General features: G+C 61.0%; 21 protein-coding genes. 16 read left to right on the top strand and 5 right to left on the bottom strand.

The genetic code is table 11. The features are described from left to right. Nucleotide 1: 1 nt before the first annotated feature. Nucleotides 2-529: a DUF1697 domain-containing protein gene (locus FJU08_RS07710; protein ID WP_141148392.1), complete on the top strand. Its 528-nt coding sequence runs from the start codon at nt 2-4 to the stop codon at nt 527-529. After that, on the top strand, nt 526-1,815 hold the full coding sequence (locus tag FJU08_RS23065; protein WP_141148391.1) for a DUF2254 domain-containing protein: 1,290 nt from the start codon (nt 526-528) through the stop codon (nt 1,813-1,815). Before FJU08_RS07710 ends, FJU08_RS23065 begins: the two co-directional genes overlap by 4 nt. Here FJU08_RS23065 and FJU08_RS23060 read toward each other — a convergent pair whose 3' ends face one another. Then, nucleotides 1,816-2,013: a hypothetical protein gene (locus FJU08_RS23060; protein ID WP_141148390.1), complete on the bottom strand. Its 198-nt coding sequence runs from the start codon at nt 2,011-2,013 to the stop codon at nt 1,816-1,818. It abuts the gene before it with no gap. On the opposite strand from FJU08_RS23060, the gene FJU08_RS23055 reads away from it, so the two are divergent. Further along, nucleotides 2,012-2,506, top strand: a complete 495-nt coding sequence (locus FJU08_RS23055) for a beta-xylosidase family glycoside hydrolase (RefSeq protein ID WP_235890636.1) — start codon at nt 2,012-2,014, stop codon at nt 2,504-2,506. The genes FJU08_RS23060 and FJU08_RS23055 overlap by 2 nt on opposite strands. 65 nt (nt 2,507-2,571) lie before the next feature. Here FJU08_RS23055 and FJU08_RS07690 read toward each other — a convergent pair whose 3' ends face one another. Together FJU08_RS07690 and FJU08_RS22955 are read right to left on the bottom strand one after the other, a co-directional pair. Continuing rightward, nucleotides 2,572-3,771 (bottom strand): MFS transporter, encoded by a 1,200-nt coding sequence (locus tag FJU08_RS07690; RefSeq protein ID WP_141148388.1) that lies wholly within the window; start codon nt 3,769-3,771, stop codon nt 2,572-2,574. 69 nt (nt 3,772-3,840) lie between these two features. Continuing rightward, the gene (locus FJU08_RS22955) at nt 3,841-4,023 is read right to left on the bottom strand and encodes a hypothetical protein (protein WP_210245209.1); all 183 of its coding nucleotides are present in this window, start codon (nt 4,021-4,023) and stop codon (nt 3,841-3,843) included. A 99-nt stretch (nt 4,024-4,122) separates the two neighbouring features. Between FJU08_RS22955 and FJU08_RS07685 the strand changes: the two genes are divergently transcribed. The 13 genes from FJU08_RS07685 (at nt 4,123) to FJU08_RS07625 (ending at nt 19,737) form a co-directional block, all read left to right on the top strand. Next, nucleotides 4,123-5,547 carry a UbiD family decarboxylase gene (locus tag FJU08_RS07685; RefSeq protein WP_235890626.1) on the top strand — a complete coding sequence of 475 codons (1,425 nt, stop codon included), beginning with the start codon at nt 4,123-4,125 and terminating at the stop codon, nt 5,545-5,547. A 67-nt stretch (nt 5,548-5,614) separates the two neighbouring features. Next, on the top strand, nt 5,615-6,196 hold the full coding sequence (locus tag FJU08_RS07680; protein ID WP_141148387.1) for a UbiX family flavin prenyltransferase: 582 nt from the start codon (nt 5,615-5,617) through the stop codon (nt 6,194-6,196). Between the two features lie 105 nt (nt 6,197-6,301). Continuing rightward, a complete protein-coding gene (locus FJU08_RS07675; protein ID WP_141148386.1) occupies nt 6,302-7,924 on the top strand; it encodes an ABC transporter substrate-binding protein in 1,623 nt (540 codons plus the stop codon). A 115-nt stretch (nt 7,925-8,039) separates the two neighbouring features. Then, nucleotides 8,040-8,972: an isocitrate lyase/PEP mutase family protein gene (locus FJU08_RS07670; protein ID WP_141148385.1), complete on the top strand. Its 933-nt coding sequence runs from the start codon at nt 8,040-8,042 to the stop codon at nt 8,970-8,972. Nucleotides 8,973-9,112: 140 nt separating this feature from the next. Then, nucleotides 9,113-10,039, top strand: coding sequence for an ABC transporter permease (locus FJU08_RS07665; RefSeq protein ID WP_141148615.1), 927 nt, complete (start codon nt 9,113-9,115; stop codon nt 10,037-10,039). Then, on the top strand, nt 10,036-10,962 hold the full coding sequence (locus FJU08_RS07660) for an ABC transporter permease (RefSeq protein WP_141148384.1): 927 nt from the start codon (nt 10,036-10,038) through the stop codon (nt 10,960-10,962). The genes FJU08_RS07665 and FJU08_RS07660 overlap by 4 nt, the downstream gene beginning before the upstream one ends. 1 nt (nt 10,963) lies before the next feature. Next, nucleotides 10,964-11,998 carry an ABC transporter ATP-binding protein gene (locus FJU08_RS07655; RefSeq protein WP_141148383.1) on the top strand — a complete coding sequence of 345 codons (1,035 nt, stop codon included), beginning with the start codon at nt 10,964-10,966 and terminating at the stop codon, nt 11,996-11,998. Next, nucleotides 11,999-13,018, top strand: coding sequence for an ABC transporter ATP-binding protein (locus FJU08_RS07650; RefSeq protein ID WP_141148382.1), 1,020 nt, complete (start codon nt 11,999-12,001; stop codon nt 13,016-13,018). A 29-nt stretch (nt 13,019-13,047) separates the two neighbouring features. Beyond that, on the top strand, nt 13,048-14,424 hold the full coding sequence (locus FJU08_RS07645) for a dihydroorotase (RefSeq protein WP_141148381.1): 1,377 nt from the start codon (nt 13,048-13,050) through the stop codon (nt 14,422-14,424). Further along, a complete protein-coding gene (locus FJU08_RS07640) occupies nt 14,421-15,671 on the top strand; it encodes a Zn-dependent hydrolase (RefSeq protein WP_141148380.1) in 1,251 nt (416 codons plus the stop codon). Before FJU08_RS07645 ends, FJU08_RS07640 begins: the two co-directional genes overlap by 4 nt. Nucleotides 15,672-15,721: 50 nt before the next feature. Then, the gene (locus FJU08_RS07635) at nt 15,722-17,335 is read left to right on the top strand and encodes an HAL/PAL/TAL family ammonia-lyase (RefSeq protein WP_141148379.1); all 1,614 of its coding nucleotides are present in this window, start codon (nt 15,722-15,724) and stop codon (nt 17,333-17,335) included. A gap of 61 nt (nt 17,336-17,396) precedes the next feature. Then, nucleotides 17,397-19,331 (top strand): LysR substrate-binding domain-containing protein, encoded by a 1,935-nt coding sequence (locus tag FJU08_RS07630; protein ID WP_235890624.1) that lies wholly within the window; start codon nt 17,397-17,399, stop codon nt 19,329-19,331. Continuing rightward, nucleotides 19,303-19,737 (top strand): pyridoxamine 5'-phosphate oxidase family protein, encoded by a 435-nt coding sequence (locus FJU08_RS07625; RefSeq protein ID WP_141148378.1) that lies wholly within the window; start codon nt 19,303-19,305, stop codon nt 19,735-19,737. The genes FJU08_RS07630 and FJU08_RS07625 overlap by 29 nt, the downstream gene beginning before the upstream one ends. 8 nt (nt 19,738-19,745) lie before the next feature. Here the strand turns inward: FJU08_RS07625 and FJU08_RS07620 are convergent, their stop codons facing one another. Together FJU08_RS07620 and FJU08_RS07615 are read right to left on the bottom strand one after the other, a co-directional pair. Further along, a complete protein-coding gene (locus FJU08_RS07620; protein WP_141148377.1) occupies nt 19,746-21,101 on the bottom strand; it encodes an HlyD family type I secretion periplasmic adaptor subunit in 1,356 nt (451 codons plus the stop codon). Then, a complete protein-coding gene (locus FJU08_RS07615) occupies nt 21,098-22,813 on the bottom strand; it encodes a type I secretion system permease/ATPase (protein WP_235890623.1) in 1,716 nt (571 codons plus the stop codon). Before FJU08_RS07615 ends, FJU08_RS07620 begins: the two co-directional genes overlap by 4 nt. Nucleotides 22,814-22,877: the final 64 nt, after the last annotated feature.

The following is a 22,877-nucleotide window of genomic DNA, read 5'->3' as shown; positions in this document are numbered from 1 at the left end:
CATGGCCGCATTCATAGCGCTCCTGCGTGCGGTCAATGTCGGCGGCCGGGGCAGACTTGCCGCAACCGAGCTTAAAGCAGCCTGCGAGGCGGCGGGTTTTTCCGGCGTAAAGACCTATATCCAGAGCGGCAACGCCGTCTTTGCAACGCAGCTTCAGGAAGATGCCGCCCGTTTCGGGCTGCAACAGGCACTTCTGGCGCTGACCGGGCAGGATTTCGAGGTTTTTCTGTGCTCGCGCGCCGCATTCGACCAGATGCTCGCGGCCTCACCGCTGGGAGACGGTGATCCGGCCCGCTCGATCATCTACCTGTTCCAGACACCGCCCGATCCCGCCATACTCGACACCATGATGGCGCCGGATGGCGAGACGGTGAGCATTATCGGCCACGCGGTCCATGTCCACTATCCGACCGGTTCGGGACGTTCGAAGCTGAAACTGAAAGGGCTGGAACGGGGAACCGGACGCAATCTCAATACGTTGAGAAAGCTCAGCGTCATGGCAGCAGAATGTGAAGGGGATGAAACGTGAAACTGGGCATGTCGCTCTGGCAGATCCGCGAGGCCATGCGCCAGATCTGGTTCATGGCGGCGGCCTTCTGCCTTGCCGGTGTTTTCACCGCGCTTGCCGGTGCGGCGCTTGATCCCTACATCCCTGTGGCACTTGGTGATTTCGCCGGGATCGATGCCGTCGGATCACTGCTGGAAATCATCGCCACCAGCATGCTGACGGTCACAGTCTTCTCACTCAACACGCTTGTTTCCGCCACCTCGTCAGCCGCGCAGAACGCTACGCCGCGCGCTGTTTCCAACCTGCTGCAGGACCGCACGGCGCAGGGCGCGCTGGCGACCTTTCTCGGTGCCTTCCTGTTTTCCCTTGTCGGGCTGATTGCCCTGAAGTCCGGGCTTTACGGCGATGGCGGGCGTTTCGTCCTGTTCGTCGTCACGCTGCTGCTGATCGTGGTGATCGTCGTCATGCTGCTGCGCTGGATCAGCCATCTCGGCAGCCTTGGCCAGGTCTCCAACACCATCATGCAGGTCGAACAGGCCGCCCAGCTCGCCATGTGCAGCTTTCGCCAGACACCGCTTTTCGGTGCTCATGCCTTTCACGATGCGCCTGAAGATCTGACGCTGATCGAGCACAATCACATCGGCTATCTGCGTTTCATCGACCTTGCCGCGCTCAATGCTGTCGCCGAGGAAGTCGATGCGGATATCTATATCCTCGAGCGCCCCGGTGTCTTTGTCACGCCCGGCCGTTTCGTTGCCGGGCTGAAGCTTGAAGGCCGAAAGCGCCCCGCTGACGAGATGATCGAGAAAATCCGCGCCACTTTCGCGCTTGGACCCGAACGCAGCTATGACCAGGACCCGCTTTACGGCCTGACGGTCTTATCGCAGATCGCCATGCGCGCCATGTCGCCCGGCATCAACGATCCCGGCACCGCCATCGATGTGATCAACAATCTGGTGCGGGTTCTGGCTGTCGGACGGGAAATCAAGGCCGAGACAGAACCGCTTCATCGCCACATTCACATCATGCCGCTGGAGCCCAATGCCTTTTTCGATGCCGCTTTCACTGGCATTTCACGCGATGGCGCCGGTCTGATCGAGGTCGGCATTGCATTGCAGCGGGCGCTGAAATCGCTGGAGCATCTGCCGGGCGCGGGCTATGGCAAGGCCTCCCGCGCCTATGCCGAAATGGCACTGGAGCGCGCGGGACGCATGCTTGAATATGAAAGCGAACGCGAGCGGCTTGCAGCCATTGCCAGCGAGCGGGACCCTGCCCGCTACGCCCATCTCATCGCCGACAAGGACTGATCAGAGCGTCAGATTGGCGCCCGTCTCGTCATCAAAGACATGCGCCTTTTCCATGACGAAGGATAAGCTGAACGGCTTTCCGCAGGCGCTCTCATCCAGCATCCGTGCATCATCGACGGGAATGCGGGCAGCAAAGGGAAGGCCCAACGAAGACCATGAACGCCCCTCGAATGCGCTGGTAACGCTCGTGATCTTCATGTTGCCCGCCTTCATTCTCTTCACCACTGTCGTCATGCTGCCGATGATCGATGCGGCGCATTTCTCGCTCTACAAGTGGAATGGCTACGGTTCGCCGACGGATTTCGTCGGCCTGCAGAATTTCGAGCGGCTGGCGGGAAACCGGATTTTTCTCCATTCCTTCGGCAATTCGCTGAAGATCATCGGCACATCGCTGTTTATCCAGCTGCCGCTCTCCATCACCGTGTTCGGTGGCTTCAAGAGCCTTGGCGAGCTGCGCTTTTCGCCGATCGGCCTGCCGCATGAATGGATACTTAGCAATTATGCCGATATTCTCAGCTCCGGCGAATTCCGGGGCTGGTTACGCAACTATCCGGCGCTTTCCGGCGATAGCAAGGGCGGACGCGGTGCCAATGGCAGCTTCACCGGCAATTTCATCGGCATGGCCGCCTATGACCTCGCCGGAGGCACTTTTTCCGCCGATTTTGACAGCTTTCGCTACGAAAACGCCTGAAAGCAACGGTCAGACGGACAAAGGCCTCCCGGCAGCAACCGGGAGGCCTTCTGCTTGTCAGCTGTTCAGCGCAGCCGCTTCGGTCCGTCAAGCGCCAGAACCAGAATACAGCCGATGAGACCGGCGGCGGCCGAAAGGATCGCCGTGCCGGAATAGTCGGTAAAACGCGTTCCAAGCGCAAACAGGCCCGCAGCAAGGCCAGCACTTGCGAACATGTTCACCGAAATCAGCGAACTGCCGACGCCGGGACGATCTTCGATCAGGTTCTGCAGATAGGTGATCGGCACGGAAATGATCGCGGCAGCGCCAAGGCCTGCAACCGGCGTCAGCGCATAGGCCTGCCAGGGCGCGGTGACATGGCCGAGCAGATAGAGATAGACGACATAGACCGATGCACCGATCACCAACGTAACCACATGCGGCAGCACGCGCTCGACATAGGACCAGAAGATGATGAAAACGATCTCCAGGCCCGCGACAATACCGACAAGCATGCCGACATCCGAGACCGTTCCGCCCGCCTGACCAGTGATGATCAGCGGCAGCACCGTGCCGCACATATGCATCATCGCCGTGATCAGCGAGATTGCCAGCAGGCGGATCCACAGTCCCGCCCCGGCAAAGGCGGCAAAAGCCTTCAGGAACGGCTCGCTGCGGCGACTGGCAACCACGGCCTCCGGCTCGTGGCCCGAAAGCGAAAACAGTGTCACGCAGACAAGTGACGCAAGACCTGCGAAAAGGAAGGACGGCAGCATGCTGGAACTGCCTGCGAGCATGGCGCCGACCACGCCCGGCACCAGCACCCAGGACAGCGACAGAACGGCGCGGACCGCCGCGTTGACCGACACCATTTCCTGATAGGGTCGCCCAACGATCTGCACCCTGACATTGGCGAAGATCAGCGGATTGAGCGCCGTGAAAAAGGGGATGAACAGTATTTTGGCGATCATGAAAGAGGATTGTGACGGCAGCAGATAGACCCAGAGAAACCCGATCACACCAGTGAGGCTGGTGATCATCAGCGAGACCCTGAAACTGCCGATCCGATCGGCGAGCGAGCCGATCAGGATACTCGCCACCACCGAGACAAGGGCGCCGAGAAGGATCACCAGCGCATAAGCGCGATCCGACATGCCCAGCTCCTGAATGCCGATGATCGACAGATAGGGCGAGGTCGCAGCACCGGCAAAACCAAAAAAGAATAGCCCGGTAGCAGACAGTCTGAGCACGGGATTCGAATAGACGAGCGACAGGGTCTTGGGCATGAGGACCAGCACAAAACAGAAATGAAAGGAAAGGTTCCGGCAGGAGCTCTGCCCTGAGCAATCGATACATCACTTGAGCACCGGAGAATAGTGGTTTTCCACAGCGGCTGCGGCCAAATTGACGAGTCGCCCCGCCGGCCCTCCGCAGATCGCTGCGATCAGGTTCGACACCGGTGCCCTTAAAATCCGGCCATCGAAAACACCCTGGGTTTTATTAAATTCGACAAGCAACCATAGAGTATCACTGTTCAATTTCTCCTATGGGCCGCTTCGGTTTCAGACCGCTACCAAGGCCGGAACCCGTCTCTCATAATCATTTTCATAATTTGAATGTGATGAAGGACTGCCTGCGTGACGTCTGTTGTTGAAAAGACCATTTCCCCGATCCCCGCAGCGGAAAACACCCGCACGGATGATCAGTCATGCAGAAGCATTCTCAATGCTCTTGAGGGCAAGGGCGAATTGCTCGTTGTCGACAAGCCGGTCAGTGCGAAGTTCGATGTATCGGCGATGCTGTCGCTCGCCGACCACCGCGCGGCCGTGCGCTTCGACAAAATCGAAGGCTCCGACATGCGGCTCTTCGGCAACCTTCTGACCAGCCGCGAGCGCATTGCAATGGCACTTGGCGTGTCTGTCGATCAGATCCAGAAGACCCTGACGGACGCCGTGCGCAATCCGCTCAAGCCGGAAATCATCGACAACGCCCCGGTCCAGGAGGTTGTCGTCCGCGAAAATGTTCTCGCTGGTCTGCCGGTTCCGCATTTTTTCCAGCGGGAGACCGGCCCTTACATTTCTGCCGGCATGATCATCGCCAAGGATCCCGAAACCGGTCTCGGCAATGCCTCTTACGCCCGTCTGAAGGTCCTCAACGAAAATGAGGCGATGATCGGCATTGCGCCGAACCATCACCTCGCCATCATGGCCCGCAAGGCCGCCGCCATGGGCAAACCGTTGCCCTTCGCCGTCGTACTCGGTGCCCACCCTGCCATTCAGCTGGCCGCTTGCCTCTATCTCGGCCTCGGCGATGACGAGATGGAAAATGCCGGTGCCCTGCTCGGCGCGCCGGTACGCATGGCCAAGACCGTCAGTTCCGACCTGCTTGTTCCGGCCGAAGCCGAGGTTGTCCTCGAAGGCCTCATTCATTCGGACCGTCCGCTGGTCGAAGGCCCGGTCTCCGAATATCACGGCATGTATGAGGATTATGGCAGCGGTCTGATCTGCAGCTTCCAGGCCCGCACCAACCGGGCTGATGCCATGTTCCAGGTGATCGAGCCCGGCTATCACGCCGAACATATCTTCATCGCGGCCGTGCCGATCGCCGCCTCGCTGAAGGCGCAGCTTTCCCGCGCGCTGCAAAATGTCGGTGATGTTGCCGTCACCGCCACCGGTTCCGGCCGTAACGACGTGATCGTCCAGCTGAAGGATCCCCGCCCCGGTCAGGCGCGCCGCGCCATGGCAATCTGCTGGGGTGCTGTCAGCATCATCAAGAATGTCACCATCATCGACGCAGATGTCGATCCGTGGGATCTGGCAGCCGTCGAACTTGCCAAGATGACCCGCATGCGCGCCGAACGCGACGTTCTGATCATCAACGACCTGCCGGCTGACCGCTCTGAAGCCCAGGAAGACGGCGGCGTTGTCGCCAAGATCGGCTACGACGCGACGATGAAGGCCGGCGACCGTTCACAGGGCTATGACAAGGCCCTGCCGCCAGAAGACGCCTATGCCCGCATGCGCAGCCTTCTCTCAACCATCCGTCCGGACCTTCTGCCATGACAGTTCCCCCCTTCGCTGTCGGAAGCAACGGACAAAGCGCGCGGAGCGCCGGAAACAGGAGACGACAATGCGCCGTTTGATCGTCGCCATCACCGGAGCATCCGGGACCTGCTACGGCATCCGCGCGCTCGAAATGCTGCGCGCGATCGAGGATGTCGAGACCCATCTGGTGATCTCGCCATCGGCGATCCGCACTGCGCAGGAAGAGGGCATCGACATGAGCGCGGACGAAATCCGCGCGCTCGCCGACGTCAATTACAGCCATAAGGATATCGGGGCGGCCATTGCATCGGGCTCGTTCCGCTCCGCCGGCATGCTGGTCGCGCCCTGCTCGGTCAAGACGCTCAGCGGCATTGCCCATTGCTACGCCGAAGACCTGATTACGCGGGCAGCCGATGTCTGCCTGAAGGAACGCCGCCGGCTCGTGCTGATGCTGCGCGAGACCCCGTTCCATGCCGGACATATCGCATTGATGGATCAGGCGACCCGCAGCGGCGCCATCATCATGCCCCCCGTTCCGGGCTTTTACACAAAGCCCAAGACGATCGACGACATCATCAATCAGAGTGTCGGCCGGGCACTCGACCTGTTTGATATCAGCCATCCGGCCGTCAGGAGATGGAGGGACACGGATCAGGCGGACCACTAGCGTGGGGTTCGTTTTCCGGCATGCAACCCATGCCGCATAGAAATCACAATCGGGAACATGTATCCGTCCGCTCATGAAGGGACGGAGAGATTGGAGAAACAGGCAATGCCATTCACTTCGAAGCGCCTTTCCGGCACTTTCCTCACCTCTGGCCGCGCGCTGATGATGGCGCTGGCGCTTGCAGCAACCGCACCCGTCATTTCGGGCGCAGTCGCCACCAAGGCCGTTGCTGACGACCAGCAGCCGATCGCCGGTGGTGAAATGACCATCATTAACGGTTCGGATATCACCAGCTGGGATCCGGCGCTGACCAACGGCACCTATCCGGGTGGCCCGATGGACGTCCGTGACGCCATTTACGGCGTGCTCGTCTATATCGACGTCAACGGCAAGATCCAGGGCGGCATGGCCGAGAGCCTGACCAGCGAAGACGCCCAGACCTGGACGCTGAAGCTGCGCCCCGGCATCACCTTTTCCGATGGCGAAGCCTATGACGCCGAAGCCGTGAAGTATAACTGGGATCGCATGGCCGACCCGGAAACCATGGCCCCGACCCAGGCTTTCGTTTCGTCCTGGGACAAGAGCATCAAGATCATCGATCCGCTGACACTGACGATCACGCTCGACCAGCCGAACCGCAATTTCGGTTCGCAGCTTGCCCAGCAGGCGCCCTTCATCGGCTCGCCGAAGGAACTGGCCGCTGCCAAGCAGAAGTCCGACATCAAGCCCGTCGGCGCCGGCCCGTTCATCTTTGACAGCTGGGATCAGGGCGTTTCCATGACGCTGAAGCGCAACCCCAACTACTGGGATCAGCCGCGCCCCTATCTCGACACGCTGAACTTCAAGATCATTCCGGAAACCAACAGCCGTATCGCAACTGTTGTTCAGGGCGGCGCGACCATGATGGCCGGTTACCCCTACCAGTTCGGCTCCAATGCTGAAGCCCCCGGCGTTGCCACGCATGAGATCCCGATCCCGGGCCTCTACCGCGCCTTCTTCAACCAGACATCCGGCCCCTTCACCGATGTGCGTGCCCGCAAGGCTTTCTATGAGGCGATCGACCGTTCGCGCCTGATGCAGGCCTATACGCAGACCGGTGGCTATGTCACGCCGAACAACTATTTCACGCAGGTCTCGCCTTACTACCAGACGGAATACAATCTGCCGGAATACAATCCGGAAGATGCCCAGAAGATTTTCGATGAGCTGGCCGATGAGGGCAAGCCTTTCGAAATGAAGCTGGTCACCTATTCCAACTCCGACCTGAAGCGTCTGGCATCCTACGTCCAGCAGGTCATGAGCGCCTACAAGAACGTCAAGGTCGACGTCGACATCGTCGATCAGGCCATGCTGACCACCACCTGCAAGGACCAGCTGAACTTCGACCTTTGCGTCGACGGCGGCGTTCTGGTTGCCAACGGCGCCGAGCCGACCATTTCCGGTCATCTGGCGTCCGACGGCATCTACAACTGGGGCCAGTACAGCAATCCGAAGATGGACGAAGAGCTGAAGGCCGCCAGCGCCACCATGGACGACGCCGAGGTCAAGGCTGACTATCTCGACGTTCAGAAGATGGTCGCAGAAGACCTACCGCTCTATATCTTCGGTTCGGAAACGCGCTTCCTGCTGCTGCGCGACAACACCGGCGGCATCGTACCGTCCGATGGCGGCATGCTGCAGAAGCAGTATCTCTATGTTTGCGACGACGCCTGCCAGGCCAAGAAGTAAGCTAGAACGTAGATATCGCGATCCGCCTGAGGGCGGATCGCAACCCGGGCCGACCGGCATTTCAGCGGCCTGCCCCGGCGGAAGAACAACCATCCCTTAAAAAAAGGCATCACACATGTTCGACAAGCGACCCAGAACCACTTTCCGCGAGCTTTTCGCCCGCGAACAGGTCTTCACCCCCTGCGTCTGGGACTGCTATTCCGCCAAGGCCGCCGAAATGGCCGGCTTCAAGGCCACACTTTTGAGCGGCGCATCGGTCGGCTTCTCCATGTCCGGCGTTCCCGATATGGGCCTGCACAATCAGGAAGAACTGATCTGGGCCACCGACCGGATTGCCGATTATTCGCCGCTGCCGCTGATCATCGATGCCGATGACGGGTTTGGCGACGTTGCCCAGGCCTATCGCACCTGCAAGCGCCTGGCCAAGGCCGGTGCCGCTGCCATCCTGATTGAAGATACCCCGAACGAGCGCGGCTATGCCCGCTTCGGCCGCGCGATGGAAGAGGCAACGCTGGCCGGCAAGCTCGACGGCAATGTTACCCATGAAGTCGTATCCGCCGAACTCTGGCTCGCCAAGATCAAGGCCGGCATCGAAGCCTGCGAAGGCACCGACTGCGTCATCATCGCCCGCTCGGAATCGAAGCTTGAAAAAGGCCTCGACGATGCGATCGAACGCTGTGTGCGTGCTGCCGAACTCGGCGCCGAGATGACCTATGTCCACGGACTGCGCACGCTGGACGAATGCAAGAAGGTCGCCAAGGTTCTGCCCGGCTGGAAGATGTTCGGCGATGTCGCCACCATTGACGGCAAACCCTTCGTCACCCTCGATGAGATCGCCGAACTCGGCTTCAACCTCGTCACCATGCACTATCTGGAAAAGGCGTCCATGTTCGGCATGATGGATTACGGCCGTCACGTCTTCGCCGACCAGTCGACCCGCTACGCCGATGAGCATGACATGGGCGGCTATACCAAGGCCGAACAGAAGCAGCTTCTGGAGCGCGACAGCGGCTGGCTCGATGCCGAAGCTGAATGGAAGAAGGTCTGAGGCGGTCACCTCGCCCTGAAAAAGGCGGGGACCGGATCAACGGATAACCCCGTCCCCGCCTGACATTCGGGCGCGAAGACAAGAACAGAAGGAGCGGAGCCTTGAGAAACGGCGTCCTGCTTTACGGAAAAGCGATCGGAATGCGGCTGCTGGCCGGGGTGCCGGTGTTTTTCCTGGTCACATTTGCGGCCACGGCGCTTGCAAGCCTGTCGCCGGGTTCACCAGCTCAGCTGATCCTCGGGGACAATGCCACCCAGGAGCAGATTGCCAAGCTCAATGCTGAATATGGCTATAACCTGCCGATCTTCCAGCGCTATCTGCACTGGCTCGGCGGCGTCATCCATGGCGATTTCGGCGTAACGCTGTTTTCCCAGCAACCGGTGTCCCAGCTTCTGATTGACCGGGCGGCCGTGACCTTCGAAATCGCGCTTCTCGCCCAGCTGGTCTCCTTCCTGATCGGCGTGCCGCTTGCCATGTATACGGCAAGCCATCCGGGCAAATTCGCCGACACGGCGATGCGGTCCGTCTCGTCGCTGCTTCTGGCGGTGCCGACCTTCGTCATCGTCGTGCTTCTGTCCTATGTCTTCTCGCTGATCCTGCGCTGGCTGCCCGCCACCGGCTGGGAATCTTTCTCCGACGATCCGCTCGCCAATCTCTGGTATGTCTGTCTTCCCGTGATGTGCCTTGCAGCGCACCAATGCGCCTATCTCTACCGGGTGGCCCGCAACGAATTTGTTACGGCGCTGCAGGAGGATTTCGTTCAGGTTGCCCGCGTCAAGGGCCTGTCGCTCAGCTATATCCTGTTCCGCCATGTGTTGCGGCCGGCGCTGCCGCAGATCATCACGGTCATGGGCATGTCGATGACCTATCTGCTGGCCGGTTCCTTTGTCGTCGAGGCCTATTTTGCAGTGCCAGGCATTGGCTGGACCGTGCTCTCGGCGGTCAAGAACCATGATCTGGCGGTGGTTCAGGGCATTCTCTCGCTGACAGTCGTCATCTTCGTCGCGATCTTCATTCTCGTTGATCTCTGCTACGCCATCATTGATCCCAGGGTAGATGTCGCATGAGTCAGTCATCCCACATTCCGACCGGCCTGCCGGAAGAAAGCGATAAGGCAACACTTTCGGCCATCGTTGAAGCGGCTCTGCCCAAAACCCGGCTGCTGCGTTTCCCCGAAGCATCCATCTTCGAAGTGCTCTCTGCAATTTTCCTGATCATTCTTGTGCTGGCGGCTGCCTTCGTGAATTTCATTCCCGGCCTTGTCAGCCCGATCTTCCCCTATGGCGATTTCTCGCAGCCGCCGAGCCTGACGCTCAACGGACTGCTTGGCACAGATGAGATCGGCCGCAGCATTTTGTCCCGCGTCATCTGGGGCGCACGCGCCTCGCTGACCATCGTGCTGTTTGCGACGCTGCTTTCGGCCTGCTGCGGGTTGATGCTCGGTCTACTGGCCGGCTATTACCGCGGTATCGTCGAGCGCATCGTCGATCTTTACGCCAACACCATGTCGTCGCTGCCGTCGATCCTCGTCGTGCTGGCCTTCGTTGCCGTTACCGGCTCTTCGGTGATGACGATCACGCTGGTGCTCGGCATTCTCGACATCGGCACCTATGCCCGCGTCGCCAAGGGCGGTGTGATTTCGCAGTCTAGCCGTGATTATGTGCTGGCCGCCCGCGCCATGGGCGCTTCCGACCGTCGCATTCTTATGAAGGAAATTCTGCCGAACCTCGTTCCCGCGCTCACCGCCATCATGCCGACGCTGATGGCCGGCCTGATCGTGACGGAAGGTTCACTCTCCTTCCTCGGTTACGGCATCCCGGCGCCTGCCCCGTCCTGGGGCGGCATGATTGCCGCCTCGACTGACCTTATCAGCCGTTTTCCGCTACTGATCCTCGGCCCGATCCTTGCCATTGTGCTGACAGTCTATGCGCTGAACACGGTGGGCGACTATTTCGCCAGACGGCTCAACAGCCGCGACCGGAGTGCTTGAGATGGCTGATACAGAAAAAGAAAATCCGCTTTTGAGGGTCGACACGATCTCCTGCACGCTGAACACTGACAGCGGCCCTGTGCGCGTGCTCGAAGATATTGTCTTCCGCCTCAACGCAAAAACCGCACTTGGCATTGTCGGTGAAAGCGGTGCCGGCAAATCCATGCTGATCAAGGCGATCATGGGCATCACGCCCAACGGCATGCGCGTCGACGGCAGGATCTTCTTCGATGGCGAGGATCTGTTGAGCCTGCCGCAGCAAAAGCGCGCCGAACTGACCGGCCGCCGCGTCGGCATGGTGTTCCAGAACCCGATGACCTCGCTTAACCCGTTCGTGCGCATCGGCCGCCAGATCGAGGAAGCAGCCCGCGCCCATCTCGGCCTCACCAAGAAGGACGCCCGCGCCCGCGCCATCGAACTGCTCGGCGTTGTCGGCATTCCCGATCCACAAGACTGCTACGGCTATTTCCCGCATCATTTCTCCGGTGGCATGAAGCAGCGCATCATGATTGCCGCCGCCCTTGCCTGCAAGCCGGAGTTGCTGATTGCCGATGAGGCGACAACGGCGCTTGATGTGACCGTGCAGAAGGAAGTGCTCGACCTGCTTCAGGCGTTGCAGCGTGAACGCGAAATGTCGATGATCATCGTCTCGCACAATCTGGCCATCGTCGCCGGGCGAACCGATGAACTTCTGGTGCTTTATGGCGGTCATATCGTCGAATATGGCAAAACCGATGTCGTGTTCCGCAATCCGCGCCACCGTTACACGCAAGCCCTGCTTTCGGCCATGCCGAAGATGGACCAGCCGGCCCATACCAAGCTCACCACCATTCCGGGTTCTCCGCCTTCACTCGCCGTTGGCCGCAAGGGCTGTCCCTTTGCCCCGCGCTGTGCGGCAGCCGAGGCAATCTGCCACGAGATCATGCCGCAAATGACAGTGAACAGTGACGGCAACCACCGTTTTGCCTGCCACTTTCCCGTTGGTCAGCCGGACGGTCCTGTGATCAACCATGCCGAAACGGAAAGGGCCGAATAGATGAACAATCAGCCCCCTGCCCTTACGCTGCGCGATGATGCACTGCTGAAGGTCGAAAATCTTTCCGTGCGCTTTACCCGTGCGGGCAAAACCATGCTGGCCGTCGATAATGTTTCCATCGATGTCGCAGCCGGTGAGACACTCGGCCTTGTCGGTGAATCCGGCTCCGGCAAGACAACGATCGGCCGTGCCGTGCTACGCCTTCTCGGCGCCGCCAACACCGAAACAGAAGGTGCGATCACCTTTGAGGAAAAGGACATCAACAGCCTGTCGGCCGGTGACATGCGCCGCATGCGCCAGCATCTGCAGATGATCTTCCAGGATCCGGTGTCCTCCTTCAATCCGCGCCGCAAGGTCGAGGATATCGTCGCCGAGGGACTTGAAATCCAGGGCGTCTCGCGCGCAGAGCGTGACAGACGCGTCGATGCAGCACTCGCTGCCGTCGGCTTTACCCGCGAACAGGTCGCCGGACGCAAGCCACACCAGTTCTCCGGCGGCCAGTGCCAGCGCCTTGCCATTGCCCGCGCGCTCGCTGTTGAACCGCAGTTGATCGTCTGCGACGAGCCGGTCGCCTCGCTCGATGTTTCGGTCCAGGCTCATATCATCAATCTGCTGCAGGACATTCGCGAACAGCGCAAGCTGGCGCTGATCTTCATCTCGCATGATCTCGCCGTGGTGAAGAATGTCTCCGACCGTGTCTGCGTGCTCTATATGGGCAAAATCGTCGAAATCGGCGATGCCAAGGCGATCTATGACCGCCCGGCCCATCCCTATACCCGCACCCTGCTTGAGGCCGTGCCGGTGATCGATCTCGACCAGCCGCTTGCCCCTGCCGGCGCACGCAGCGCCGTTCCCTCGCGCATCCGCCCGCCGGAAGGCTGCGCCTTCCGCCTGCGCTGCCCGCGGGCACAAGACAAATGCGCCAGCGTGACGCCGAAGCTTGAAAAGGCCCCTGGCGGACAGTTCGCTGCCTGCCATTTTCCCCATGACGAACCCGCGCCGGGCATGAAACCGGCCTGAGGGCAAAAGGGGACAGAAAGGAAGACAAAATGAGTGACTTCGATACGGTTATCCGTGGTACGCTTGTTACGGAAGACGGCGTGAGCGAAGGCGGATTTGTCGCCATTCGCGACGGAAAGATTGCAGGTCTCGGCACCGGCACGCCGCCTGCTGCCCGCGAAACCCAGGATTTCGGGTCCGCGCTCATTCTTCCCGGCGCCATTGACCCGCAGGTTCATTCGCGTTCGCAGAAGGACCAGGAAGATTTCGTCTGGTCGACCCGTTCGGCAGCAGCCGGTGGCGTCACCACCATTGTCGACATGCCCTATGATGCCGGCAAGCTGATTTCGACCGCCGACATGATCGCCGAGAAGGCCGCAAGTGCCGGCGAACAGGCCCGCGTCGATTTCGCCCTCTACGGCACGATCAACCCGCTGCATGGCGCAGCCCATATTGCCGAAATGGCGGAAGCGGGTGCTGCGGCTTTCAAGTTTTCCACCTTCGAGACCGATCCCAACCGCTTCCCGCGCATCACCACGCCGATGCTGCATGATGCCTTTGCCGAAGTGGCCAAGACCGGCCTTGCCGCCGGTGTCCACAATGAAAACGATGAATGCGTCAAGACCTGGCTGAAGGCGATGAAGGATGCCGGGCGCACCGACTACGCTGCCCATTCCGCCTCCCGCCCGATCGTTGCTGAAATGCTGGCAACGGCGGAGGTCTATGAGCTGGGTGCTGCCACCGGCTGCCCTGCCCATATCGTCCATTGCTCGGCCAGCCGTGGCTATGACATGGCCGCCGCCTACCGCGCACAGGGCTTTGAATCGACTATCGAGGCCTGCATTCACTATCTCGTTCTCTCCGAAGAAGAAGACGTCTCCCGTCTGCTCGGCCGCGCCAAGTGCAACCCGCCGATCCGCACGATGAAGGAGCGCGAGGCATTGTGGGAACAGGTTGCCGCCGGCAATGTCACGGTGATTTCCACCGACCATGTCTCCTGGAGCCTCAAGGCCAAATCCTCCGACAACATGCTGGAAAATGCCTCCGGCATGCCGGGCCTTGAAGTCATGGCGAGCCTGTTCCTCGACGGACTGACCAAACGCGGCCTGCCGCTGACCATTGCCGCAAGGCTGATGGCCGGTAATCCGGCACGCCTGTTCCGCATCGCCGATCAGAAGGGCGGGCTGAAGCTCGGTCTTGATGCCGATATCGCCGTCTTTGCAGAGCGTCCGCGCATTTATGACGCCGCCGCCAGCGGTCACAATGTTGTTGGCTGGAGCCCCTATGAGGGCATGAATATCCGCCACGCGACGGTCGCCACCTTCCAGCGCGGCAAGGCGATCTTTGACGGCACTGATGTTCTGGCAGAACCGGGTGCCGGTCGTTTTGTGCGTCCTTCCCGCCCGCTTCAGGGGCAGGCAGCATGAGCAAACGCACCAACCTTGCAGCCGTCGAGACCGAGGCCGTACAGGCCGATTTCGACGCGCTTGCAGCGATCACCGAAGCGGACAAGCCCTGGACACGGCGTTCCTTCACGCCGATGTTCCTTAAAGGCCGCGATTATCTGAAGGCTCGCTTCGAGGCAGAAGGACTGACCGTTCGCCTTGATGCCGCCGGCAATCTGATCGGCCGTCTGGAAGGCTCCGAGCCCGGTGTGATCATGACCGGCTCGCATTCCGACACCGTGCCATCGGGCGGACGTTTTGACGGCATCGCAGGCATTGTCTGCGGCCTTGCGGCGATCCGCGCGTTGAAAGCCAGTGGTTACAAGCCACGTCACACGATCGAGCTGGTTGATTTTCTGGCCGAAGAACCGAGCGAATGGGGCCTTTCCTGTGTCGGCAGCCGCGGCATGGCTGGTGCTCTTGGATCAAAGGAATTTGCCCTTGTCGGCCCGGATGAAGAGCTGCTCGACGCAGCAATCAACCGGATCGGCGGCGACACGGCCGCCCTTGGCAAGCCGCTGCGCGATGACATTCGCGCCTTTGTCGAGATCCATATCGAACAGGGACCGGTGCTGGAAGCCGAAGGCCTGCCGATCGGCATCGTCACCGGCATTGCCGGAATCGGGCGGCTGAAGGTCCGCTTCGAAGGTATCGCCGCCCATGCCGGTACCGCACCGATGACCATGCGTCAGGATGCGGGCCTTGCGGCTGCCCGCTTCATGCTGGCCGTCCGTGATGGCGCGCGCGATCTCGCTGGCCAGGGCCGTGGCCATTTCACCGCCACGACCGGCGTTGCCCACCTGGAACCAAACGGCGCCAATGTCGTGCCGGGCGGGGCGGAAGTCATCGTCGACATCCGCGCCGAAGATGACCGCGCCATGGATGAATTCCTAGCCGCAGCCGAGACCATGGCGCGCGAAGCCGCAGACGCAGAAGCCTGCACGGCCACGGTGACACGCCTCAGCCGCACCTTCGCGGTGCCCTGCGACCAGCATCTGCGCGACACCATCGCCGACGCAGCAGAAAATCTTGGCCTCAAGACCCGCCCGCTTGCCTCGGGAGCCGGTCACGATGCCGCCTTTGTCGCCCGGCTGGCGCCGGCCGCCATGATCTTCGTGCCGTCAAAGGACGGCCGCAGCCATTGCCCGGAGGAATGGACCGATACGGCCCATTTTGTCTCCGCCGCAAACCTTCTCGCCGAAACGCTGATGCGTCTCGACCAACAGTAAACGAAGCCGCCGTCTCCCCCGGCCCTTCCCCCCATCTCAAAGGACTACACATGAGCACTATCATTCTGGACGGCGACAATCTGACGATCGAGCAGGTTGTTGCGGTTGCCCGCGAAGGCGTCAAGGTCGAAATCGCTGCCGCCTCGCGTGCCGAAATCATCAAGAAGCGCGCCTATATCGAAGAAAACTGGCTGACCGAGAATGCGCCCGCCACCTATGGCTTCAACACCGGTGTCGGCAAGCTGAAGGATTACCCGATCAGCCAGGCTGACAACGAGAAGTTCCAGAAGAACATCGTCCTGTCGCATTCCTCCGGCGTTGGCGAACCGGCATCGGAAGAAATGGTCCGCGCCATGATGACCGTGCGCATCAACGCCTTCTGCCTCGGCGTTTCGGGCCTTCGCATCGAAGTCGTTGACCGCCTGGTCGACATGCTGAACCGTGGCGTACACCCGGTTGTTCCGATCCAGGGTTCGGTCGGCGCCTGCGGTGACCTTGCCCCGCTCGCCCACATGGTCTCGGTGATGATCGGCTATGAAGAAGCCGAAGCCTATTTTGAAGGCGTGCGCATGAGCGCGCCGGAAGCACTGAAGAAGGCCGGGATTTCGCCGGTTGAATTCGTGCTGCAGGCCAAGGACTGCCTGGCGCTGATCAATGGCAACAGCCTGTGCGCCGGCATGGCCGCGTTGACGCTTTATGACGCCGAGAAGATGATGAAGATGGCTGATGCCATCGCCGCGCTCAGCCTTGAAGCCGTTCGCGGTGAACAGGCCGCCTTCGATCCGCGCATCCACGCCGTGCGCAAGCAGACCGGCCAGATCAATGCCGCCGAAAACGTCCGCCGCCTGATCGAGGGTTCGCGCCGCACGTCGGAAGCCTCCCGCGCCGTTCATCTCGATGACGACATTCTGCATCCGGTGCATCACGCCCGCGTTCAGGACCAGTATTCCTTCCGCTGCATGCCGCAGGTTCACGGCTCGTGCCGCGACCAGCTGGAACATGCCCGCAACCTCGTCAGCCGCGATCTGAATGCTGCAACCGACAACCCGCTGGTGTTCTGGAACGAGAATGGTGCGCTGGAATTCCTTTCCGGCGGCAATTTCCACTGCGAACCGATCGCGTTTGCCATGGATATTCTCTCCATCGCGCTGGTTGAAATCGGTAACATCTCGGAACGCCGCCTGTTTGCGCTTTGCGACACGACGCTGAATTACGGTCTGCCGCCGAACCTTGCCGGCCGGCCGATCGGCCTCAACTATGGCTATGGCATCATCGCCACGGCAGCAACGGCCGTTGCATCGGAAAACAAGACGCTGGCCTTCCCTTCGGTTGCGGACTCGATCTCGACCAAGAGCAGCCAGGAAGACCATGTTTCGATGGCCCCCTGGTCCTGCCGCAAGGCGCAGCAGATCCTCGACAACATGCACAAGATCGTCGGTGTCGAGACGCTTCTGGCCACGCGCGCCATCTTCCTGACACGCGACAAGCTCGGCAGCTTCGAGCTCGGCAAGGGCACCGATGCGCTCTACAAGGCACTGACCAACGTGATCCCGCTGGTCGAAGAAGACAGCTACATGCAGAAGCAGATCCGCCCGGCCTTCGACATGGTCACCTCCACCAAGGTGCTCACCATTGTCGAAGATGCGATCGGCGCGCTGAAGTAAGCACGAAACAGAGCAGAACCGCCCGGCCAGGCCGGGCGGTTTCGCCATTGGTGACACCGTCTTGAAAAGCCGCAGTCCCACATCTACACTCGCCGGCATGGAGAGCGTCACCGAATTCAGGTTGCTGGCGAAATTTGTTCTGGCCTGCCAGAACCTGAAGATTTCCGAGGCCGCCGCCGGACAGGGACTGAGAACCTCCACACTCAGCACCGCACTCAAAACGCTTGAAACCCGGATCGGTATGAGCCTGTTTTCGCGGCAGGGCGGACATCTCGGGCTATTGTCGTCCGCCTTCTGGCTCTATCGTGATGCCTGTCATATTCTCCAGCTTGAGCATCAGGCCCGCCATTACGCCGGTCGCGCCACAAGCCTGCCGCTCGAAAAGCTTGTGGTGGATATTGACCTTTCCTTTGCCATCGGCCGCCTATCCAAGGCGGTTGACCGTGCCATCCACCGCATGGGCACGATCGCGCCGCAAACGCTGATCGACTGCCGCTTCGCCGATATCCGCTCGCGCCATTCAGACAGTGAGGCCGGGCTTTACGAGCGTATCCCGCGTGAACTGACGGCCCAGATCGACATTTTTTCCTATCCCGAAATCGAAATGAGCGATTATGCCTTCGCCGAGGTGCTCTATTCCGATCCCTGGGTCTCCGTCAGCGCATCAGCGGGCGATGCGCCGCCCAATATCGTTACCGACCGGCTGGCTGTGACCCGCATGCGTCCCGCGCTCGCCAACGCTATTGCCCGCTATGTTGAGCTCAACGGCCTCGGTAACCAGCTCAGCATGATCGATGCCGATCCGCATGATCTCGGCCAGTTGCTTGTCGACAATCCGCATCTGCGCTTTCTTCTGCCCGCCTCGATCCTCTCCGCCCGCATGGGCCTGCATCAGGCCGAGGCGACCCCGCTCAATCCGCCGCTGACCTCCAATGTCGGCGCCCGTATCAGCGGCGCGCTTTCCGGTCGTGCGCAAACATTTCTCCGGCTCGTGAAGGAAAATCTTGCAGCACCGGAGGACAATATCGTCTTTGAGCCAGAGGCGACCATGCGGCAGATCCAGCTTTTCAACCTTGCCTGCCGCAGCGGCGGCATTTCCGCCGCCGCCCGCGTTGCCAATCTGTCGCAGCCCTCGGTTTCCGCCCAGTTGCAGAAGCTGGAGGAAAGCGTCGGCAGGGCGCTTTTCACCCGCCGCAGCGATGGCAGCTCGATCTCGGAAGCCGGTGACCGGCTGCTGCCCTTCACACTGGAAATCGAAGCGCGCGAAGCTGCCATGCTGCGCCTTTCGCGCGATATCGCCGCCCATACTCAGGCCATTGTTTCGGTCGGCACGCTGCCAAGCTCCGGCCATGACAGCGCGCTGACAGCGCGTGTGGCCGAGATGGCGACGCGCATCCACGATCTCAATCCGCATTGGCGGCTGGAGATCAGCGAGGCCTCCAACACAACGCTCAACGAGCGGGTCCGCTCCGGTACGCTGAACCTTGCCATTGTCGGCATGGCCGGGCCGAAGGTCGGGCGCATCGCGCTCGGCCCCAGCGAGCCGCTTTCCGTCATCGCCAATCCGGACGTCAATCTCGGTAGCGGCCCGACACTGACCCTTGAAGAGGTCTGCCGTCTGCCGCTGGTTATGGGAAGCCGGCATCTAAGCATCCACCAGAGCGTCATGGCCGCAGTGCGGGCGCGCCATCTGAGACTGCAGCCCGCCGTCGAGGTCGGATCGCTTCCGCTGGCGATCGCCATGGCAAGGCGCGCACCGCTTTGCACGGTGCTGCCCGCCTCCTCCGTCCGCCGTGATGTCGCCGAAGGGCGGCTGAAGACCATGCCGATTGCCGCAGAGGATATTTCCGGCCAGCTGTCGGTGATCTTTTCCATGGACCGCGCGCTTTCCACCGCCGAACGGGCCATTATTCAGGCGTTGATTGCAAGCTTCGCCGAACCGCAGACAGAACAGGACAGACCCAGCCATGACGGCAGCCTACTCGGAAACGATTGACGCCTTTCTCCTGAGCCACCATGTGATATCGCTTGCCGTCAGCGCAGATGGCAGGCCATGGGCTGCAAGCGTTTTTTATGTGCCGGATCTTGCAGCACGGCGGTTGCTGTTCTTCACGGCCACGTCAACACGTCATGGCGATGCGCTGATGAGGGCTGGCGCCGTTGCCGCCACCATTGCCGGTCAGGAGCGTGATATTGCCCGGCTCTGCGGCATCCAGATCGAGGGCCATGCAACCATGCTTGAAGGGGCAGAGGCGCAATCCGGGCACGCCTCCTTCATCGCCGCCTTTCCCGAGATCTCCGGCATGAAAGCGCCACTCTGGGCGCTTTCGCCATTGATGATCAAACTTACCGACAATGCGAAAGGCTTTGGCCATAAGGAAATCTGGCAGCCGGACGCCTGAAGCGGTCTTCAATCGTCGCGCATCGCCCGCGCAAACTGGTCGGTCAGCGGCTTGGTCAGATAGCTCATCGGCGTGCGGCTGCCAGTCACCAGAAACACCTCCGCCGGCATGCCCGGCACCAGTTTTTCGCCGAGATCGGCAATCTCATCCTGATCAAGCCGCACCTTGACCGCATAATAGGCCCCATTGGTGCGCTCATCGACCAGCCGATCAGCTGAAACCGTAATGACGCTGCCATCGATTTCCGGCGTGGTGCGGCGGTCGAAGGCAGACAGGCGCACCCGTGCCGGAAGCCCCGGCCAGAGTTGATCAACCGCCGATGTATCAACCTTCGCATCAACGATCAGCGGCTCGTCATCCGGTACGATCCCCATCACCACCTCAGCCGCCTCGATCACGCCGCCAATCGTGTGGACAGCAAGATTGGTAACCGTGCCGCTGACAGGTGCACGAATATCGACGCGGCTCAGCTGATCGAGCGCTGCAATGCGCCGGGCAGTGAGATCCTGCACATCGCTTTCGGCATCCCTCAGATCGCTCAGCACCTGTTCCTGCCATTCGAGTCGCGTCTGCAGGATCTGCAATTGCTGCTCGCTGATTGACTGCTTCAATGCGGCAATATCGGAAACATTGCCGGCAATGTCGCCCTCAAGCGAAGCCTGCTGCCGCTCAAGCGCCAGGACCCTCGAAAGCGTCACAAGCTGCTGCTTGAACAATTCGCGGATACTGTCGAGTTCCTTGACGATCAGATCGCGCTGGCGCTCTTCCGAGGCCTTCTCACCCTCGATACCGGTGATCTGCTCGCGGCTCTGGCCGATCGCTGTTTCGAGCTGATTGACCTCAGCCTCGACCTTGCTGAGCTGCGCCTTCATCAGACGTTGCTGCCCCAGGAAAACCCGATCTGCCGCCTGTCGGCCGGTTTCTTCCATGCCATCCGGCACAATGTCGGCCCTGTCGGAGGCCAGCATTTCGGCAAGAAGCCTGGGACGCTGGATCTCGGCCTCGCCATCACGCTCCGCCTCCAGCCGCGCCTTGCGGGCAAGCGCCTCGTAAAGCTGGTTTTCGACGATCGCAAGCTGGCTGCGGATCTGGGTGGGGTCAAGCTGCATGACGATATCGCCGCGATGGACGTGATCGCCATCACGCACCGGAATGGCGCTGACAATGCCGCCATCGGCATGCTGAACGCTGCGGGTCTCGCCTTCAGCGCTCAAGGTTCCGGAGGCTACAACGGCCGTGCGCAGCGAGGCGAAGGCCGACCATCCGCCAAAACCAAACACGACAAGCCCGGTGACCAGCAATCCGAAGCGAAGCGGACGGGTGCAGGAAACGGCCAGTTCACGGATATTATTCGGCTCGCTCATGCGCGGATACTCTCATCATTGCCGGGAATGGCGGCGGGGGCAGCCTTGCCACGCAGCATTTGCCGCATGATTGCCTCCTTCGGCCCCTTGGCGACCATGCGCCCCTCTTTCAGCACCAGCACCGTATCAACGGCGGCAAGAGCCGTAGCGCGATGGGTGATCACCACCACGGCAGCGCCACGCTGACGTGCGCGCCGGATCGCCTCCGTCAATGCAGCATCGCCATCCTGATCGAGATTGGCATTCGGCTCATCCAGCACCAGCAGCGCGGGATTGCCAAACAGCGCCCGCGCCAGTCCAATCCGCTGGCGCTGGCCGGCCGAAAGCCGAGCCCCGCCCGGCCCCAGCCGGGTCATGTAACCATTCTTGAGACGCAGGATCAGCTCATGCGCATCGGCCGCCTTGGCAGCCGCAATCACATCACCATCGCTGGCGTCTTCCGCATGGCGGCAGATGCAGTCCCTGACCGTTCCGCCGATCAGTTCCACATCCTGCGGCAGATAGCCGATATGGCGGCCGAGCCGGTCCGGATCCCACTGATCTAGCGTGGCGCCGTCCAGCCGCACCGTTCCCGATGCAGGAAACCACAGACCGACCAAAAGCCGGGCCAGCGATGACTTTCCCGAAGCACTGGGTCCGAGAATGCCAAGCCCCTCCCCCGGAGCGAGGGTGAAGCCAACGCCTTGCAGAACCGGTTTGACCTCTCCGGGCGGGATGACCACGAGTTCTTCCACGCTGACATGTCCTTTCGGCGCGGGAAGGTCGACATTTCCCCGCCGCGGCATCTGTCGCGCAAGGGCTGTATCGATACGCCGCCAGGCACCACGCAATGCCTCGATCGTGCGCCAGCCCGCAACGGACTGGTCGATCGGCGCAAGCGCCCGGCCGAGCAGGATGGAGGCCGAAACCATCACGCCGCCGCTGGCCTGATCATTGATCACCAGAATGGCACCAAGCGCCAGCATGGTGGATTGCAGAAACAACCGGAAGGAGCGCGAAATCGCCGATATCCGCGCCCCGACATTGCCCGCATGATAATCGGCGCCGATCACGCCATCGCGTGCTGACGTCCAGCGGGCAAGCAGGTTCGGCACCATGCCGAGCGCAGTGATCGCCTCCGACGAGCGCCGTGCCTCTTCCAGCACAACAGTCGCGCCGGCACCGCGCAGCGTTGCCTGTTCAACACCAGCACGCGTCAGCCGGATATTGATCAGCGCAAGACAGATGACAATGACGGCACCGATCAGTCCGGCAAGCCCCAAGGACCAGTGCAGGATCGCCAGAAGGCCGAGAAACAGGGGAACAAAGGGCAGATCGAACAGGGCTGTCGCCGTTGACGACGGCAGAAAACGCCGCACCGTCGAAAGATCGGAAAGCGGATAGCGTCCCGAACGCACACCGCTGAAACTGTCAGCGATTTCAACACGGAACAGCGCCGGTGCAACCTCTGTTTCAAGTGCATCGGCAAGGCGGGCGAGAACGCGGCCGCGCGCATAGCTGATCAGGCCAAAGGCGATATAGAGCCCCGTTGCGATCAGGCCGATCGCAACGAGCGTCGGGATCGACCGGGTGACAAGCACCCGGTCATAGACCAGCAGCATGAAGACCGGTCCGGTCAGCATCAGGAGGTTGGCCATGCCGCTGAACAGAAGCACACCCCAAAATGCAGATGGCCTGGCCCGCAGACTGGCAATAAGCGTTTTGGGTTCCACCGCGTGATCCACGTCTGGCTGCCCCTGCCCGCCCATCCTGCCACCTCCTGAAAAAACCTTACGC

The organism is Martelella alba, from assembly GCF_006516955.1.
Taxonomy (GTDB): domain Bacteria; phylum Pseudomonadota; class Alphaproteobacteria; order Rhizobiales; family Rhizobiaceae; genus Martelella; species Martelella alba.
The sequence above is the reverse complement of the archived record's forward strand: the minus strand, read 5'-3'. Positions and strand labels throughout refer to the sequence as shown.